At 42.4% G+C, this 15425-nt stretch carries 19 protein-coding genes; 9 read left to right on the top strand and 10 right to left on the bottom strand.

The window, feature by feature from the left end; genetic code table 11:
* The 4 genes from A9957_RS00355 to A9957_RS00340 form a co-directional block, all read left to right on the top strand.
* On the top strand, positions 1–335 hold a 335-nt coding region (locus A9957_RS00355; RefSeq protein WP_292342812.1), incomplete at its 5' end, for a F420-dependent methylenetetrahydromethanopterin dehydrogenase.
* Positions 336–362: 27 nt separating this feature from the next.
* On the top strand, positions 363–503 hold the full coding sequence (locus A9957_RS00350) for a hypothetical protein (RefSeq protein ID WP_157769641.1): 141 nt from the start codon (positions 363–365) through the stop codon (positions 501–503).
* A gap of 101 nt (positions 504–604) precedes the next feature.
* Entirely contained in the window at positions 605–1348 is a 744-nt protein-coding gene (locus tag A9957_RS00345) for a proteasome assembly chaperone family protein (RefSeq protein WP_164908980.1), read from the top strand.
* Positions 1349–1353: 5 nt separating this feature from the next.
* Positions 1354–1743: a DUF473 domain-containing protein gene (locus tag A9957_RS00340; RefSeq protein ID WP_096711593.1), complete on the top strand. Its 390-nt coding sequence runs from the start codon at positions 1354–1356 to the stop codon at positions 1741–1743.
* Here A9957_RS00340 and A9957_RS00335 read toward each other — a convergent pair whose 3' ends face one another.
* The 6 genes from A9957_RS00335 to A9957_RS00315 are packed head-to-tail and all read right to left on the bottom strand — an operon-like array spanning position 1744 to position 5613.
* Positions 1744–2358, bottom strand: a complete 615-nt coding sequence (locus A9957_RS00335; protein WP_241645712.1) for a DUF169 domain-containing protein — start codon at positions 2356–2358, stop codon at positions 1744–1746.
* A 4-nt stretch (positions 2359–2362) separates the two neighbouring features.
* Positions 2363–2578, bottom strand: coding sequence for an endonuclease V (locus A9957_RS10545; protein WP_367121571.1), 216 nt, complete (start codon positions 2576–2578; stop codon positions 2363–2365).
* Positions 2512–2979: an endonuclease V gene (locus tag A9957_RS00330; RefSeq protein WP_105460522.1), complete on the bottom strand. Its 468-nt coding sequence runs from the start codon at positions 2977–2979 to the stop codon at positions 2512–2514. Before A9957_RS00330 ends, A9957_RS10545 begins: the two co-directional genes overlap by 67 nt.
* A gap of 50 nt (positions 2980–3029) precedes the next feature.
* On the bottom strand, positions 3030–4649 hold the full coding sequence (gene sepS, locus A9957_RS00325; RefSeq protein WP_105460523.1) for an O-phosphoserine--tRNA ligase: 1620 nt from the start codon (positions 4647–4649) through the stop codon (positions 3030–3032).
* 18 nt (positions 4650–4667) lie between these two features.
* The gene (locus tag A9957_RS00320; protein WP_292342811.1) at positions 4668–5297 is read right to left on the bottom strand and encodes a haloacid dehalogenase; all 630 of its coding nucleotides are present in this window, start codon (positions 5295–5297) and stop codon (positions 4668–4670) included.
* Positions 5298–5340: 43 nt separating this feature from the next.
* A complete protein-coding gene (locus A9957_RS00315) occupies positions 5341–5613 on the bottom strand; it encodes a UPF0147 family protein (protein ID WP_292342810.1) in 273 nt (90 codons plus the stop codon).
* 220 nt (positions 5614–5833) lie between these two features.
* On the opposite strand from A9957_RS00315, the gene A9957_RS00310 reads away from it, so the two are divergent.
* A complete protein-coding gene (locus A9957_RS00310; protein ID WP_096711589.1) occupies positions 5834–6325 on the top strand; it encodes an Sjogren's syndrome/scleroderma autoantigen 1 family protein in 492 nt (163 codons plus the stop codon).
* Between the two features lie 2 nt (positions 6326–6327).
* Here A9957_RS00310 and A9957_RS00305 read toward each other — a convergent pair whose 3' ends face one another.
* The 4 genes from A9957_RS00305 to A9957_RS00290 all read right to left on the bottom strand — a co-directional run bounded on the left by A9957_RS00305 (position 6328) and on the right by A9957_RS00290 (position 12055).
* Entirely contained in the window at positions 6328–8592 is a 2265-nt protein-coding gene (locus A9957_RS00305; RefSeq protein ID WP_292342809.1) for a DEAD/DEAH box helicase, read from the bottom strand.
* Positions 8593–8668: 76 nt separating this feature from the next.
* Positions 8669–10420 carry a glycine--tRNA ligase gene (gene glyS, locus A9957_RS00300; protein WP_292342808.1) on the bottom strand — a complete coding sequence of 584 codons (1752 nt, stop codon included), beginning with the start codon at positions 10418–10420 and terminating at the stop codon, positions 8669–8671.
* Between the two features lie 279 nt (positions 10421–10699).
* The gene (locus tag A9957_RS00295; RefSeq protein ID WP_292342807.1) at positions 10700–11491 is read right to left on the bottom strand and encodes a 2-amino-3,7-dideoxy-D-threo-hept-6-ulosonate synthase; all 792 of its coding nucleotides are present in this window, start codon (positions 11489–11491) and stop codon (positions 10700–10702) included.
* 45 nt (positions 11492–11536) lie between these two features.
* Positions 11537–12055, bottom strand: coding sequence for a deoxyuridine 5'-triphosphate nucleotidohydrolase (locus A9957_RS00290; RefSeq protein WP_096711585.1), 519 nt, complete (start codon positions 12053–12055; stop codon positions 11537–11539).
* A gap of 246 nt (positions 12056–12301) precedes the next feature.
* Here A9957_RS00290 and A9957_RS00285 point away from each other — a divergent pair, with 246 nt between their 5' ends.
* The 4 genes from A9957_RS00285 (at position 12302) to A9957_RS00270 (ending at position 15417) form a co-directional block, all read left to right on the top strand.
* Entirely contained in the window at positions 12302–12532 is a 231-nt protein-coding gene (locus tag A9957_RS00285; RefSeq protein WP_128753961.1) for a hypothetical protein, read from the top strand.
* A 116-nt stretch (positions 12533–12648) separates the two neighbouring features.
* Positions 12649–13014: a prefoldin subunit beta gene (locus A9957_RS00280; protein WP_072562211.1), complete on the top strand. Its 366-nt coding sequence runs from the start codon at positions 12649–12651 to the stop codon at positions 13012–13014.
* Between the two features lie 64 nt (positions 13015–13078).
* A complete protein-coding gene (locus tag A9957_RS00275) occupies positions 13079–14044 on the top strand; it encodes a bifunctional oligoribonuclease/PAP phosphatase NrnA (RefSeq protein WP_105460528.1) in 966 nt (321 codons plus the stop codon).
* 68 nt (positions 14045–14112) lie between these two features.
* Positions 14113–15417, top strand: coding sequence for a phenylacetate--CoA ligase family protein (locus A9957_RS00270; RefSeq protein WP_105460529.1), 1305 nt, complete (start codon positions 14113–14115; stop codon positions 15415–15417).
* The last annotated feature ends 8 nt before the right edge of the window (positions 15418–15425 follow it).

Below are 15425 nucleotides of genomic sequence, written 5' to 3'. Positions count from 1 at the left end.
ACCTTGAACTTCCACACATTCTTGCAAAACCACAGAAATGCATTGAACGTGCCGGTTTCAATAACCCTTACGCTAAAGCAAAGGGTCTTGCAGCCCTCCACATGGCAAGCAAAGTCGCAGAAGTAAACATGCCAGCCTGCTTTATCCTTAAAGAGATTGAAGATGTTGCTCTCACTGCAGCAGCAGGCCATGAACTCATGCGTGCAGCCGCACAGCTTGCAATTGAAGCCAGGGAAATTGAGAAAGCCAATGATTCTGTGTTCAGGCAGCCTCATTCCAAGAAAGGTGCCCAGCTTCAGAAAATAAAACTTTATGAGAAACCACAGAAAGTGTAAACTCACTTTCTTTTTTATTTTTAAGAAATGGATCCACTGACAATTGTTATTATTGCACTACTTTTCTTTGCACTGGCAGTGCTTTTAACGGCCTTTTTCTTAAAATCTGCAATATTGATGTCACACCAGCAGGATGAAGATATAAACCTGAAAGAAAAGAAATTATAATTTTTATATGTTTCATTTCGGGCAGGACTTATTTATCAGTATGAACATATACTATGCTAGTTGGTATAGTTTATATTAGATTTCTAAACGCAGGTGGTTTTTTGTCGGAAACAGATTACAAAAGTGATGTACATATTATCACAGAAAAGGTAAAATCCGAAGAGCCTATTTTAATAGAAGGGTTCCCGGGTATCGGGCTTGTGGGTAATATTGCAAGTCAGCAAATAATTGAAGAACTCAATATGGAATATATAGGTTCCATAGAATCCCGTTATTTCCCTCCCATAGCAGTGCTCTATGAAGGGATAATCAACATGCCTGTCAGGATATATGAAAATCCGGCTCTCAATCTTATAATGGTTGTGTCGGATATCCCCATCAATCCTTCTATTTCCTATGATGTAAGTAAGGCCCTTCTTGATTGGGCTGAGTCGGTAAATGTAAAGGAAATCATTTCAATTGCCGGTATTGCTACCATGAGTGAAGAACCCGTTGTATTCGGTGCTGCTACGACTGAGGAAATGCTGGAACGCATAAAAGAAAAAGTGGAAATATTCCAGATGGGTACAATATCGGGTATATCCGGCAGTATTATGGCGGAATGCTTTATGCGTAAACTTCCTGCCATCAGTCTTCTGGGAGCTACACAAACCCAGAATCCGGATCCAAGGGCCGCTGCAGCTGTAATAAAGATACTAAATGACTTCTGCGATTACTCAATAGATACGGAAAGTCTCATCGAGCAGGCTGAGAAGATTGAAGCTGAGATGCAGAAACTTGCAGAAGATGTGCGGAGCACGGAACAGCCTTCTTCCACCAGGAAAGAGTTCCCTATGTATGGGTGATCTAAATGGAATATGTTGCTTTAACCGGAATCTCTCATGATGTAGTTACAGATCTTAAGAACCATGGGCTAAGGACGATTGAGATCAGAAGTCCTCATAATTTTTTCACGGCACTGAATCTGCACGTAGGAGATAATATTTTCCTTACTTCCACAAGTACACAGGATTTGACTGCAGGCACAAAGGGTATTATTGTAAAACTAATGCAGCATCAGGTTTCTACGCATCGTATAATCAACGGTACGGATAATTTTTACGAGGAAAGGGAAATGACCATGATACGTATCCAGCTGCAATCTAGATGTATGGCAAGGGTGAGGAAAGTGCTCTCCAATCAGATAGGGCAGATTACCCTTGTTGATGCCGAAGAAATGTCCTTCTATGATGCCCGTTGATCAATCAAAGGTATTCGGGATTATTCCCAATGCCTTTTCTACTTTTTCCAGCATGTCATAGCGTATTCCGATAGGTACTTCTTCGCTGCTATACTTGCTGTGTTTTCTGGATCCTTTGCAGCCAAAAGACAGACCAATTCCTTTATTCAGGGTCCCTGCTACACAATCACTGCATACAGAAGCTGCGCCGATTGTTTGAATGTCTGCCGGAGCTCCATTATAATAGGCCATCGCCTGGATTATTCGCATTGCTTTTTCCGGTTTCAGGTACAAAATACAAAGATCAAATTTTGTGCTGTTTTTTGAAAGAGGTTCGATTTTCAAAGTCCCGTATTCCTTTTCCAGCCGGCTGAGGGAAAGGACCGCATTTTCTGCGATTTCGTATGATGCGTATCTACCTGTATTAAAATAATATTCAGCCGGGGGTTCATTGCTTTTACCAAGTATGAATTTGCCGACTCTGCATCGTTGTGCTGTAATCAAGGATTGTTTTCCATATCTTGCATCGGTAATAATTTCGCAGAAAAGTTTCTCCGATACGTCCCCTCTCGTACTGTCCTGGAAAGTAATACAAACCGGACTTCCTTCATCCATGATGCCCTTTATGCTTTTCATCCACTCATGTACCACCGCGTTTACCCCTTTTCTTTTTCTCTTCTCCTGCACATCGATGAGCAATCCTTAATGGTTCAGGCATTTTGTTTCCTCTCAAGCACTTTTTTGTGATATCCAGGCAACTCCTGGTAGATGTCAGATGTCCGACTGTAATTACGATTGGTTTTGTTTCGGGCAATACTTTAAGGAGCCAACCTTTTTGTGTTCCTTCATGATACAATGGCTGGGCTTCTTTTCTTTTTGTGGCATTTTTGCTCTGCCACAAAAAATTCTTTTTGTAATCCCGATTGTAGGCTTATCCAGGATCACTCCAATATGAGAGGTAAACCCGGCGTTTGCAGGATGGGTGATACCACAGGCATTGATCATAAGCAGATCGGGTTTGTGGTTGAGCTTCTGGTAGGCTCTTATTGTCCCTTCCCCCTCACGAAATGAAAAAAATCCCGATATATAAGGAAAACTTATCTTTCCAATATGAACTGTCCTTTCGACAAATTCCATTGTGGGATATTTTAGTACGACAATACAGCATATTACAAGATCTTTGAAATAGGTACAGTCAGTACCCCCAATAAGTTTGATATTTTCAAACCCATCAATGGTGACAACCTGTCTGCCTATTTCTTCCTGAAGATTTCTGAACCACTATAGAGCGGAATCTGGCAGTTTTTTCATGAAATTTCTGTCTTTATCGTGGTAAACACAGGTCCCCGTATGTCTATTTTCTTGTTTTTGCCGGTCACGTAACGCTGGGCAAGGGGGGAGAGTTTAATGTTGATTTCTGCAGGTGTCTTTATTATTCGTGCACGAGTCTCAATTTCAGTATCGCCTTTTGCAACAGCATCTTCGACCTCTGTTGCGGCCTTTGCTGCCAGTGCTTCAATAAACCTGACACCAGTCCTTGCTGAATGATTGGAAAATGCTTTTTTCCATTTTTTATTATTTGGCAATCCCAGGATATCGTTATTGTAAATTACAATCTCATTAAAAGCAGCCGGGCCACAGAGTTTAGTGTCTTCTTCTGGTTCAATGACTGAAACCTTTACATTGTGCCCTTCAATTTCTCCTTCCCATGCAGGGAACTGGCAGGGGCTGGGTTCGGATGCATGGGCCTCACACTGTTTAACAATGGCTTCGAATATTTCCCTGCCCTGGGGTGTTTTAGGTATCATGTCAATTTCGACATGTCTGGCAAGTTCGCTGTCGGACATCTCCCATTCAGAGTACAATTCCATCTGTGGATAGCTCATGCCCCGCAGGTCAGTGGCCTCATGGATGATCATGGCAAGCCTTTCAACTCCAAGGCCCAGATTCATCACAGGACAGGGAATATCATATTTTGAAAGAGGTATCGGGGAATATATTCCAAAAGTAGCAATTTCTACCCATCCATCCGAATATTTGGTATTGGAATCTACAAGTTTTGGGTGGTATGCAAATACCTCTATCTGGGTATCCGGACTGTAATATTTACTGCGTTTTTCATCGGGCCTGAACTGGAATTTCTCAAAACCAAACTGAGACAACAGGGCCTGGGCAACAGCTTTGCCGTGATCTACGGTCACATCCTCGTCCATGATAACACAGGATGCTGAATAATAGGTCATAAGCCTGGCAGCATCTTCCTGTTGTTCCCGACGGAAACACCTGTCGATGGAGAACAAATTGAATGGTGGTTCACGGCGCTTGAGAATCTCTGAAAGGCTGATAAACCAGCCGGAGGTCATATGGCTGCGCAGGGTACGTTTGCCTGCTTTGGGTGTCAGTTCCTTAAATTCCGGGAACACCTGATCTATTACTTCGACTATGAGGGAATCTGACACGTCCAGTTTTGCGGCCATTTCGGGGACAAGATCATCGCCTTCGATCTCTCCTTTCTTATAGGCGTGCAGGACCTTTCGTATTATATCAATATCTTCTGTGGAAAGATCTCCCAGCATTTCTTTTATTTTAGATATACGCTCATCGGATATGCCGGCATTTGGTCGGGGAAGTCCTGCCAGGTAGAAACATCTGTCAAGTACGGCCAGTGCTTCATGGCCGAATTGTTTGTGCACTTCCTGTTCATCAACAATAATGGGATTCATCATCTCCTCAAAGCCCATTCGAAGATAGGCTTCCCTGAGTTTTGCAATAGTATCATAAACAGGATGAGGTTTACCATAGTTGATTGATGTTATAGGATAGCGCTCATTGAACTGGGGCTTTTTGATATATTTTGCGCTATCGTTCCAGGCCCTGTCAAAATCTTCGCTGGCATCTTCTCTTATTTTATCAGGATTGAATTTCATATGAGTTCCCTTTTAAATTTAATTTATTTCCTGCGAATTTGTCATTAATTTCTGGAATTTATATTGCTGTAATGCATGGGTCAGATCTCCTCTGGTCTTTTCATTCAGGGATCTGAGTACATCCGTGTGACGTCTGAGATTTGCGGTAATTACATCAGGGTAATCAAACATTATCAAAAATGAATAAATGTTATCCATTATCTGTAAATATTTTTCCCCCTCTGCAGGCTTGTCTTCTCTTATCAGATCAAGTACATGCCTTCTCAATTTCCCGCCTGCCTCTGCAAGGCCATTAAGATAGGCTGAATCTTCGACTTCCATCTGTTGGGGAGTTGGCAATTCTTCAAGTGTCTTATTTTCACATAGTATAGAATAGGTAATAATACATTCCGCATATTCCTGCTGTGCCTGCCCCACAGGTCCTTTGTAATAAATTTCAGGGTATTTTCCCAGGGTCTCATTCATTTCCCGGAGATAATTACGAGCAGTCAGGAGATTCTTTTTGACAGTATCCCTGTCTTTGCGATGAATGGCGATAGTAGTTGTACGGCACGCTCTGACAAGTTTACGTGACAGGGCCAAGCCCCTTTCCCGTGCAGCATCCTTTTCTTCAAAATTTCCAATAAGGATACCGGTAATAGAATCCATGTTTCCTGGGGATTATCTAGATAAAAAAAAGATACCTGATGAATTATTCATCCACAGGTATTGTTTCAAGCTGACTTGCTACATTCCAGATTAATGTACGGGTATGAAGAGGGATGTTGGGGTCATTGCTGATGTCTTCAAGAATGGATATGCTTGAAGAAGCTCTCAGGAAAAGAGATTCACTGTCATCATTTAATTTTTCCACGACTTCGGTGGCGGAGCGCCTGATATTTCTTGGGACTGAATTATCGTTTGCGATGTGCTCCAGTACCTGTGTGCATTGCTCTATAACATCTTTAGTATTAACAGACAGCATTTTGATCACCTTGAGTTAAATAGGGATATAAAATAAGGATTAGTTCTGTATGTCTAACTAATAATCTCATATAAAAACTTACCCGTTTGCTGGAATCTCATCTTATGAAAGTTGTTGATTCGATTCAGTCAGATTTAAATTCCTGGGTGGACTATTACCTCTTTGTACTGAATGCTGTATTCCGGCCACATATTATTCTTTTAGTTGTGATGTGATAATAATGGGAAGAAATGATGACGATGCTAAAATAAGAAGAATTTCCAAATTGCTTGAGCTTGGTGGCACAATGCTTGCACAACATTGTGATACTTGTGGATCTCCTTTATTCCGTTATCAAGGGCAGGTCCTATGTCCTCTATGTAACGTTGCAGAAGAGGGGGAAGAGGACCAAAATGAAAAGGTAGAGGAAATGATTCCTTCTGTTGAAACAGAAGTATCCACGGGAATAAAAGAGGAGTTTGAAACAGAGCCTGTTGAAAGTAAATCGAAGGTTTCTTCGGAGCAACCGCACGCCAACTTTCAGGAACCAGTATCTGATTCATTGCATGCTGAAAGGAAGGGCTCAAGTCCCCTTGAACAATTGATAGAATCCAAACTTGTTGAAATAGCAAAAAATATTCAATCAGAATCAGATCCCCGGCGTGTAGAAGACGCTTTTGATCTTATCGAGAGGGGAATGAATATTCTGGAAAGGATAAGGCACAATTCCTGATCTTATCCTTTATATTCGCTACAAACCACTTCTCTAATACGTGCAGCGGTTTTAGGACCAATGAGTTTCACTTCCCTGAGTTCTTCTTCGCAAGCTTTCATTACAGCCTCAACAGACCCGAAATGTTCAAGCAGGTTGCGTGCTGCTTGTGGTCCAATCTGGGGTATTGCGGATACAATATATTCCTGCTGCTTTGAAAGGATTGGAGCAGCTTTTTTCCCGTGGGGATTGATAGGTTTTTTTTCCTTTCCCTGCTGTCTTTTAGCTATCTGGAGTATGAGAGCTGCTGTTTCCTCTGCGTCTCTGGTATGGAGAATAGTTGTTTCAAAATCCATTGATATTGATAACATTGCACCGTAAATGGAAGATGGATTGATACGTCGGGCATTGAATAGTCCTTCTCCTTCGATAATCAGGATAGTTTTTTCATATGTGCGTGTCAGGTTTGAAATCTGCTCAAAGAGCTTCCCCTCAATAAGTGAATTCACGAAATCCCCGGTTTCCTTTCTCTCGATAGCGACATTCTCACTGACGATATAATCTCCCACTTCGAGGGTTTTTACACTAAGGGATGCACCTGCTTTTTGTAGATTGCGTGTTACAGTACTGCGTATCTCTCTTTGATCTGCCACGACTTCCGGTCCGTTTTCATCTTCAGGCCCCACGCGGTTGTCGAAATCTTCAAGACTGCGCTGCTTTTCTTTAATGAAAGGATTTTCGTGTTCATCTGTGGATAGTGTTTCCTGGAGTTGTCTGATATTTCCCTGCATCTTCTTTTCCCGGTTTGCACTGCTCCAGTAGTAACCTTCGTCCCGTGTCCCCTTTGTTACCAGAACTACAACCCTGCCGGCATGTTTGCGGCCGGTTCTTCCCTTTCTCTGGATACTGCGTATTTCCGAAGGAATTGGTTCATAAAAAACAACCAGGTCTGTTGCAGGTATATCCAGTCCCTCTTCAGCAACGGAAGTTGCAACAAGTACATTGAAGTTTCCCTGTTTGAAATGATCGATAATTTCGACCTGTTGTTTCTGGGTCAGGCCTTTGTCTCTGTATTTTGAACTCTGGCCTACAAATTTCACTGGATTTATATCTTCAATATTTGATAGTGCATCTGTTACCATTTCTGCGGTATCCCTGAAATTGGTAAAAACGATCACTCTTGAATCTGGATTGGAGGTTAATTGTTCTTTTACAATGTTACACACGGTCTCAAGTTTGGGATGCTCTGCACCGCACTCTTTAAGACGATAGGATAATTGCCTCATGAACAGGTCTTCCATGAGTCTTTTAGAAGCTTTACTCGCTCCCTTTGTACAGGCTTCCCTCTCCAGGCGGTCCACATATTTGGCAAGAGCCCCTACTCCCTGGGTTTCAATAACTTCTATTGCATGGCCTGCTTTGAGGATTTCTGCCATGAGGGATATGGAACTGTATACAGAAGGATCAGGGTTTCCACTTCTGAGTTGGCCCTGCATTTTTCTCTGGAGTCCCAGTAGTTCCTTTTTTGATGTTTTTTTCCCGTAGGGCAGTCTGTATCCCAGTTCATCCAGTTTTTGGATTCTGTCTTCCAGGACTTTATCAAGCAAATCCTTGAGCCTTTGCATTTCATCGGGCAATTTTAAGTGAACCCATTCGACTTGTTTATGGTGGATATATGGGGTAACATCAGAATCGTCTTCTGTTTTGACTGCCACTTTTTCGATATGAAGGCTTTCGCAGACCTCTGCTATCTTTTCATCAGAGCTTCCCGGGCTTGCTGTAATTGCCAGACACAGGGGTTCTTTTGCCTGGTTGAAATATTCCTCTGCAATGTAGGTATATGAGTAGTTTCCAACAGCACGGTGTGCTTCATCGAATGTTATGTGGGCCACGTCCTGAAGACTGATCCTTTTTGTGAGCAGGTCGTTCTCGATGACCTGGGGCGTGGATACTATTACCCTGCCCTTTTCCCACATCTTTTCCCTCTTTGCAGGAGGGAGATTTCCCGTAAATGTCATCACTTCTTCAGGTTCCAGGTTTAACATCTGGCTAAAAAAAGTTGCGTGTTGTTCGACCAGTGGTTTTGTGGGTGATAACATCACCACCTTTTTTCCCGTAGCCTCCAGTTTCGACGCCATGACAAGCAGAGCGACTATTGTTTTGCCCAGCCCTGTGGGAAGGACTATCAGTGTAGAGGAAGATAGTGCTTTGCCTGCCAGGTCAAGCTGGTAGAGACGTTGTTCGACAGAATCGGGTTTAATCAGGGGATGTTGTATGTACTTTACCATATTACTCTTTATTTATCTTTAAAGGGGAAGGAACAAACAATTTTTATTAATATCTTAGCAAAGCGGATTGAAAGTATTAGAGGGGGCTTCCCGCCTCCTCAAACACCATATTTCCACTGATTAATTTATTCAGGTTTTCTTCAAGATTACTTACAGGGGCGCGAATCTGCTTCATGGTATCTCTCTCACGAATTGTAATGGTATTATCTTCAAGGGTTTCGTAGTCGATAGTAACCGAATATGGAGTACCTATTTCGTCATTTCTGCGGTATCTTCTGCCGATGGTTCCCGAATCATCATAAGCCACCATCAATCCCATGTCCTTTAGGATACTTGCGATCTGCCTGCCTTTAATGACCAGTTCATCACTGTTTTTCATCAAGGGCAGGACTGCTACCTGAATAGGGGCAATTTCACTCTTAAATTTGAGAAGAATACGCTCTTCTTCCTTTTCTTCCTCAGCTGTGGGGACCATTTCGGTTTCATAAGCATGTTCCAGTAATGTGTAGAATATCCTGTCGATTCCATAGGACGGTTCGATCACATGGGGTACCACAGTTTCCCCGCTTATTTTTTCTTCCACTTCTTCAGCTGAAACAACATCTTTTGGTACTGAAACTTTTTCGCCGTTGACTAATACGTTTATATCGCCATCTTTTTCGAGTTCTTCAGGCCCGAGTTGCTTGAGGGCTTCTGCAACATCCTTTGCTTTTTTCCTGAATAGGGGGCCCAGTTTTCCCATATCCGGTTTTACAGCAAATTTTTTCACCATTTTAGGTTCATCATATTCAATATAGACAGCCAGCTCATTTTTGCTCATTTTTGTATGCGCATTCAGGTCATAGTCGGTCCTGTCAGCAATACCCACTGTTTCTATCCATCCAAAACGAGTTGTTTTGATTTCGGCATCCCAGCAATCGATTGCATAATGTGCCATTTCATCTTTTTTATGCTGGCGGAATCTCAGTTTATCAGGAGAAATACCAATACGTTTGAGGAAACGGTTGGTAAGAGCGATATGGTATGCAAGGAATTCGTGAGCAATGATTTTGTTATCAATTGCTTCCCGGATTGTCATTTCTTCCAGTTCTCCTCTTTCCTGGGCTTTATCGGAATAAAGTATTATCAGGTCATTCTCCACTGCAGTAATTTCTGGATGTGTTTTTTCTTGTGGATGGATGAATATTTCAGCTTCAGCCTGGGTAAATTCCCTGAGTCTTATGACACCCTGCCGCGGGGATATCTCATTACGATATGACTTACCGATCTGGGTTACACCAAAAGGCAGTTTTTCCCTGTAATAACGCGCCAGCCTCTGGAAATCAATGAAGATTCCCTGAGCGGTTTCCGGACGCAGGTATCCGGGTTTGCCATTGCCGGGTCCTATACTCGTCTCAAACATCAGATTAAATTCCTTGGCCTTTCCGAGTTTCCCCTCGCATTCCGGGCAGCAAATATCATATTTGCTGATCATCTCATCTACTTCTTCATTGGTCAATGCATCCGCAACCGCTACATAGTCTTCAATCAGGTGATCTGCCCGGAATGCCTCTCCACATTGTTCACACTCACACAGAGGGTCGGAGAAACCACCTACATGACCGGAAGCCACGAAAATGTCCTCAATGCCGATGGTGGGAGTTTCGATTTCCATGAAACCTTCCCGAACGACATAGAATTGTCTCCAAATGTTTTCTATTCTGCGTTTCAGGGTACTTCCCAGGGGTCCGTAGTCATAGAATCCGGCAGTACCTCCATATAATTCAAAAGAGTTCCACAGGAATCCCCGTCTTTTTGCCAGTTCGATAACCTGCTCATATTTGTCCATAATTGAATCCTCGATAAATGGGATAATATGAAAGTGATCTCATTCTCCATATTTCCATGACATTTAATTCTATCGAACTATTTCAAAATTACACTATAATTGTGAACAGAACAATTAAAGCCCAGTAACATTTGTTCATTTATTGGGGATGTGTGACCTGTCTATAGAGGACTGTATATACACTATCATATACAAGACCATTTTCATATCGTACCACTACCTAACATATCTTCATTTGGCCATATCACTCACATGGTCTTGCTCTCATCTTTTCAAATATTATCTATTGAGGACTTCTTCTACAGATTCTCCCCCATGTACAATGCGGGATATATTAGATACGGTAACAACCGGGTCTTCGGACTGAAATACATTTCTGCCGATTGCAACACCTCTGCCGCCTGCCTCCAGTGAATCATGTATCATTTGAAGGAGATCTTCTTCGGTTTCCATCTGGGGACCACCTGCTATAACAACAGGTACCGGGCAGCCTTCCACGACTTCTTTGAATGAATCAATATCTCCTGTGTAATTTGTTTTTACGATATCTGCTCCCAGCTCGGCACCCACTCTTGCAGCATGTTTCACATACTCTGCATCATGTTCTGATGCTACGCGGGGTCCTCTGGGGTACATCATTGCAAGAAGGGGAATTCCCCATTCATCACAGCCCTTTGCAATTCTACCAAGGTCCTGCAACATTTCTGCCTCATCATCTGCACCTATATTTATGTGGACTGATACTGCATCAGCGCCCACCTTTATGGCTTCCTCAATGGTGGTAACCAGTACCTTGTGGTTTGGATCAGGGCCAAGGGATGTTGAACCGGAAAGATGAATTATCAATCCCACGTCCTTTCCATATCCTCTGTGGCCATGTTTGGGAAGACCCATGTGCCCCAATACTGCGTTTGCACCACCTTCAGCGACTTTATTTACAGTAGTGGGCATATCTGTCAGTCCTCTTAGAGGCCCGGCCCCGACTCCGTGGTCCATTGGTATTATTATTGCGTTTTGTGTATTACGATCGAATATGCGTTCTATCCTTACGGATTTGCCAATTTCACTCATATGTCCTCTCCTGTACATATATGTACATGTGTTTTTTATAAAAAATTATTGTAAGCAGGTATTCTCATTCTGGTATTTACCATTGTATCCTTCATCCACTTCTGTGTGCAGAGTATAAAACACAAGTTGTATAAGACGCGCATTTTTTTGCAGTTTCAGGCCATCGGGGTTATATACAACAAGTAAACATTCGCTTCTGCCCCGGTATCCGGCATCCCATACAGCAGTTTCCAGAGTCGCTCCGGCACGTATCAGGCTTGACCTTGGTGTTGCGAGTGCTGCAATATTTTTGGGAATATTAACGATTTCGTTGAAGATAATTTTGTATATGCCCTTTTCAAGATCAATCCATTCCTCATAAAAATCAAGAGGTATACTTTCAGGAATTTGCCTTTTTGAATTATCAAAATCGATGGTACCCTCTCCATTTAGTCTGTGCACACTCTCAAGTGTAAGTTCGATACCATTGGGTTGCACCTGAAATTCTTCATCCACAAAACCTTCTACAAGAGGCTGCTCACCCTCCAGTAGTTTGTTAAGTTCTTTCCTTGATAGCATTGCCATATGTTATATACCTCTTTTTTGCATTTCTATTGTAAGACAGTCTTATATCATTCTGTTCCAATCTTCAGTAAGACACTTTGGAGGGGATATTTTATGTTAAACCTTATTTTTCAAACAATTCTGATAACTATTATACTTGTTTCAGTATATCTTGTTCGTAATAATAAAACTAAACTCCATTGTCGTATAATGGGTTTTGCTTTGTTTGCACAGCTTTTGTCGACAGTATTTTTTATGTACCCCGCTATGTCTGGTGTAAGATCTACTTATTACTTTAACACGTTTTTCAATATTGAACTGCTTTTCCATCATGGGTTGGGCCTTTTTATCCTTCTTTTGGGCCTTTATGTAGAATTACTTTTTATGGGCAGGGTCAAGGATATTCTCAATAGGTTAATTGCAATGAAACTCATAGCTGCATTATGGTTCCTTTCTTATCTGCTGGGGGTACACATCTATCTTGTGATGTACTATTGAATCTCAGGTTGCTTGGACTCTCTTCCAATAAACAACTGCAGACATCTTTTCAGGTGAATGAACCATAGAAACATTAAAATCATTTTAGGTTTATTGGATGCTCAGGTGAAACTAAAATGAGTTCAGAACTACCCCCACAGGTCCAGAACCAGCTGGCACAGTTGCAGCAGGTTCAACAACAGGCCCAGACACTTGCTATGCAAAAAAATCAGATCGAAAGTACACTGAAAGAAACGGAAAATGCTCTGGAAGAACTTGAACAGTTATCAGGAGATGCAGTTGTCTACAGGACTGTTGGGGATATGCAGATCCGTACGACCAAGGATGATGCTATCGAAAAGCTCAAAGAGAGAAATGAAACCCTTTCCCTGAGATTGCAGTCTATTTCTCGTCAGGAAGAACGCATATCCAAACGTTTCAACCAGCTTCAGGAACAGGTCAAACAGGCTATGGGTACCCAGGGCGGTTATCAGGCACAGTGAGCCTGACCTGCCTGCCAACTATCATTTGCCGGCACAATTGCGGGTAGTGATAGTAGAGGTTGAAATGAAAGTAGATGAAGAGGGATTCTACAACAAACTTCTTGACTACCATAATATCCTGTATCTATGTCATCGCAATGCTGACCCCGATGCTGTAAGCAGTGCCTTTGCTCTATCTGAAGCTATTGGAGGCAAAGTAGGGCTGGTTGATGGTTGCAATCGTGTTGCTTCTTTGCTGGTTGACAAACTTGAGATTGATGTTGTGGAAAACCCAAACCCCGAAGCCTACGATCTTACGGTTGTAGTAGATACTTCAACAATTGCACAATTAAATGATATTGAATTATGTCACTATGGCGTGATTGATCACCACGCCACAACTGCTCTTACAGAGAATGCAGCATTTTATCTGCACCGCAATAAGACATCTGTTGCAGAAATAGTTTATGATGTACTGAAATGCATGGGTGCCCCTATTATGAACCGTACTGCTGTGGGGCTCATGACAGGGATAGTGACCGATACCGGGCATTTCAAACATGCAACAAGTGATACTTTCCGCACATTTTCTAATATTATTGAAAGTAGCGGTGTTGAATATGCGGAAGTACTGGAGCTGATGGCTTCCACTCCACAGGATGTGTCTATGCGTATTGCCATGCTAAAGACGGCCAATCGTGCGGAGATTGAAAGAGTGGAAAGTTGGCTTGTGGCTACCTCTCATGTAAGCTCTTTTGGAGGTTCTGCTTCTTCAATGCTGATCAATATAGGTGCTGATGTTGCATTTGTAGGTACGTTGAAAGAAAACTCTATCCGGGTTAGCGGAAGGGCAAAGAGAGATGCTGTAAATGCCGGAGTAAATCTGGGTCAGATCATGGAAGATGTGAGTGCTGATTACAATGGCACAGGTGGAGGACATGCAGGTGCTGCGGGTATCGATGTAGTTGCCGATATGGATGAGATACTTTGGGCCTGCAAACAAAAGGTTATTGAAGTTCTCCGGAATAAGACGAATCCGTCTAGTTTATAAATCTTAATTTCAAATATTATATATAATGATGTACTTTGTACATGACAAAATATCTGTTATGTGATAACATGATCGAATACTGGAACCCACAGATTGAAAGAATGCCCCTTGATGAGCTGGAACAGATTCAGGAGGAGCGGTTGCGCCATCTTGTAGACTATGTCTATACTCACTCTCCTTTTTACAAAAAACGTTTTGATGAAGCCGGGGTGAAACCGGAAGATATCAGGACTCTGGAGGACCTGCAAAAGCTTCCGTTTACCTATAAACAGGACCTCAGGGACAATTATCCTAAAGGAATGTTTTGTGTACCTGATACACAGCTTGTACGCTATCATGTTTCTTCAGGTACCACTGGCAAACCTACTGTTGTGGGTTATACCAAAAATGACATTCATGAGTGGGCAAAGTCCCTGGGAAGAGCATTAACATCAATTGGTGTGGGCCGTGGGGATGTCCTTCAGGTAAGTTACGGCTACGGTCTTTTTACAGGTGGACTCGGACTGCATTATGGTGCTGAAGAAGTGGGTTCCACCGTCCTGCCGATTAGTGTTGGTAACACCGATAAACAGCTTGAACTGATGCAGGATCTTGGTACCACAACGCTTGCATGTACTCCTTCTTACTTCCTTTACATGGCAGAAGAAGCAAAGGATAAGGGTATTGATTTCCAGGAGGATACCGGCCTGAAAACCGGTATATTCGGAGCAGAACCCTGGACTGAGGAAATGCGCAAGCGTATGGAAGACGCTACAGGCATCAAGGCGTATGATGTGTTTGGTACCTCTGAACTCAGTGGGCCACTTTTTACTGAGTGTACTTGCCAGGATGGAATTCATATCTGGGGCGACCAGTTTATTGTGGAAATAATCGATCCTGAAACTGGAGATACTCTACCAGAAGGAGAAAGGGGAGAACTTGTAATAACCACTCTTACAAAAGAAGCCCTGCCTCTTATCCGATACAGGATAGGAGATTGTACAATTCTGAACAAGCAACCCTGTGAATGCGGGCGCACACATCCCAGAATAATGAGGGTGACCGGACGTGTGGATGATATGCTGATTATCCGTGGAATCAACGTATTCCCGGGACAGGTAGAATCCGTGCTTATGAAAATACCCGAAGTTGGAGAACATTTCATGATACATGTGGATCGTATCAATGAAATGGATACAATGAAAATACAGATTGAAATGAATGATGAAGCATTCAGTGACAAGGTCAATGACATAATCTCACTGGAGAAAAAAGTTGCCTCTGCTCTAAAGAGTGTGCTCAATCTTTCTGTTGGTGTCGAACTTGTAGAACATGGGACAATTCCGCGGTCTATTGGTAAATCCAAAAAGATAATTGATAATAGAAAGCTATAAAGAATTTC

This window comes from Methanohalophilus sp. DAL1, assembly GCF_001683555.1.
GTDB classification, from domain to species: Archaea; Halobacteriota; Methanosarcinia; order Methanosarcinales; family Methanosarcinaceae; genus Methanohalophilus; species Methanohalophilus euhalobius.
This window is presented reverse-complemented; position numbering and strand designations above follow the sequence as displayed.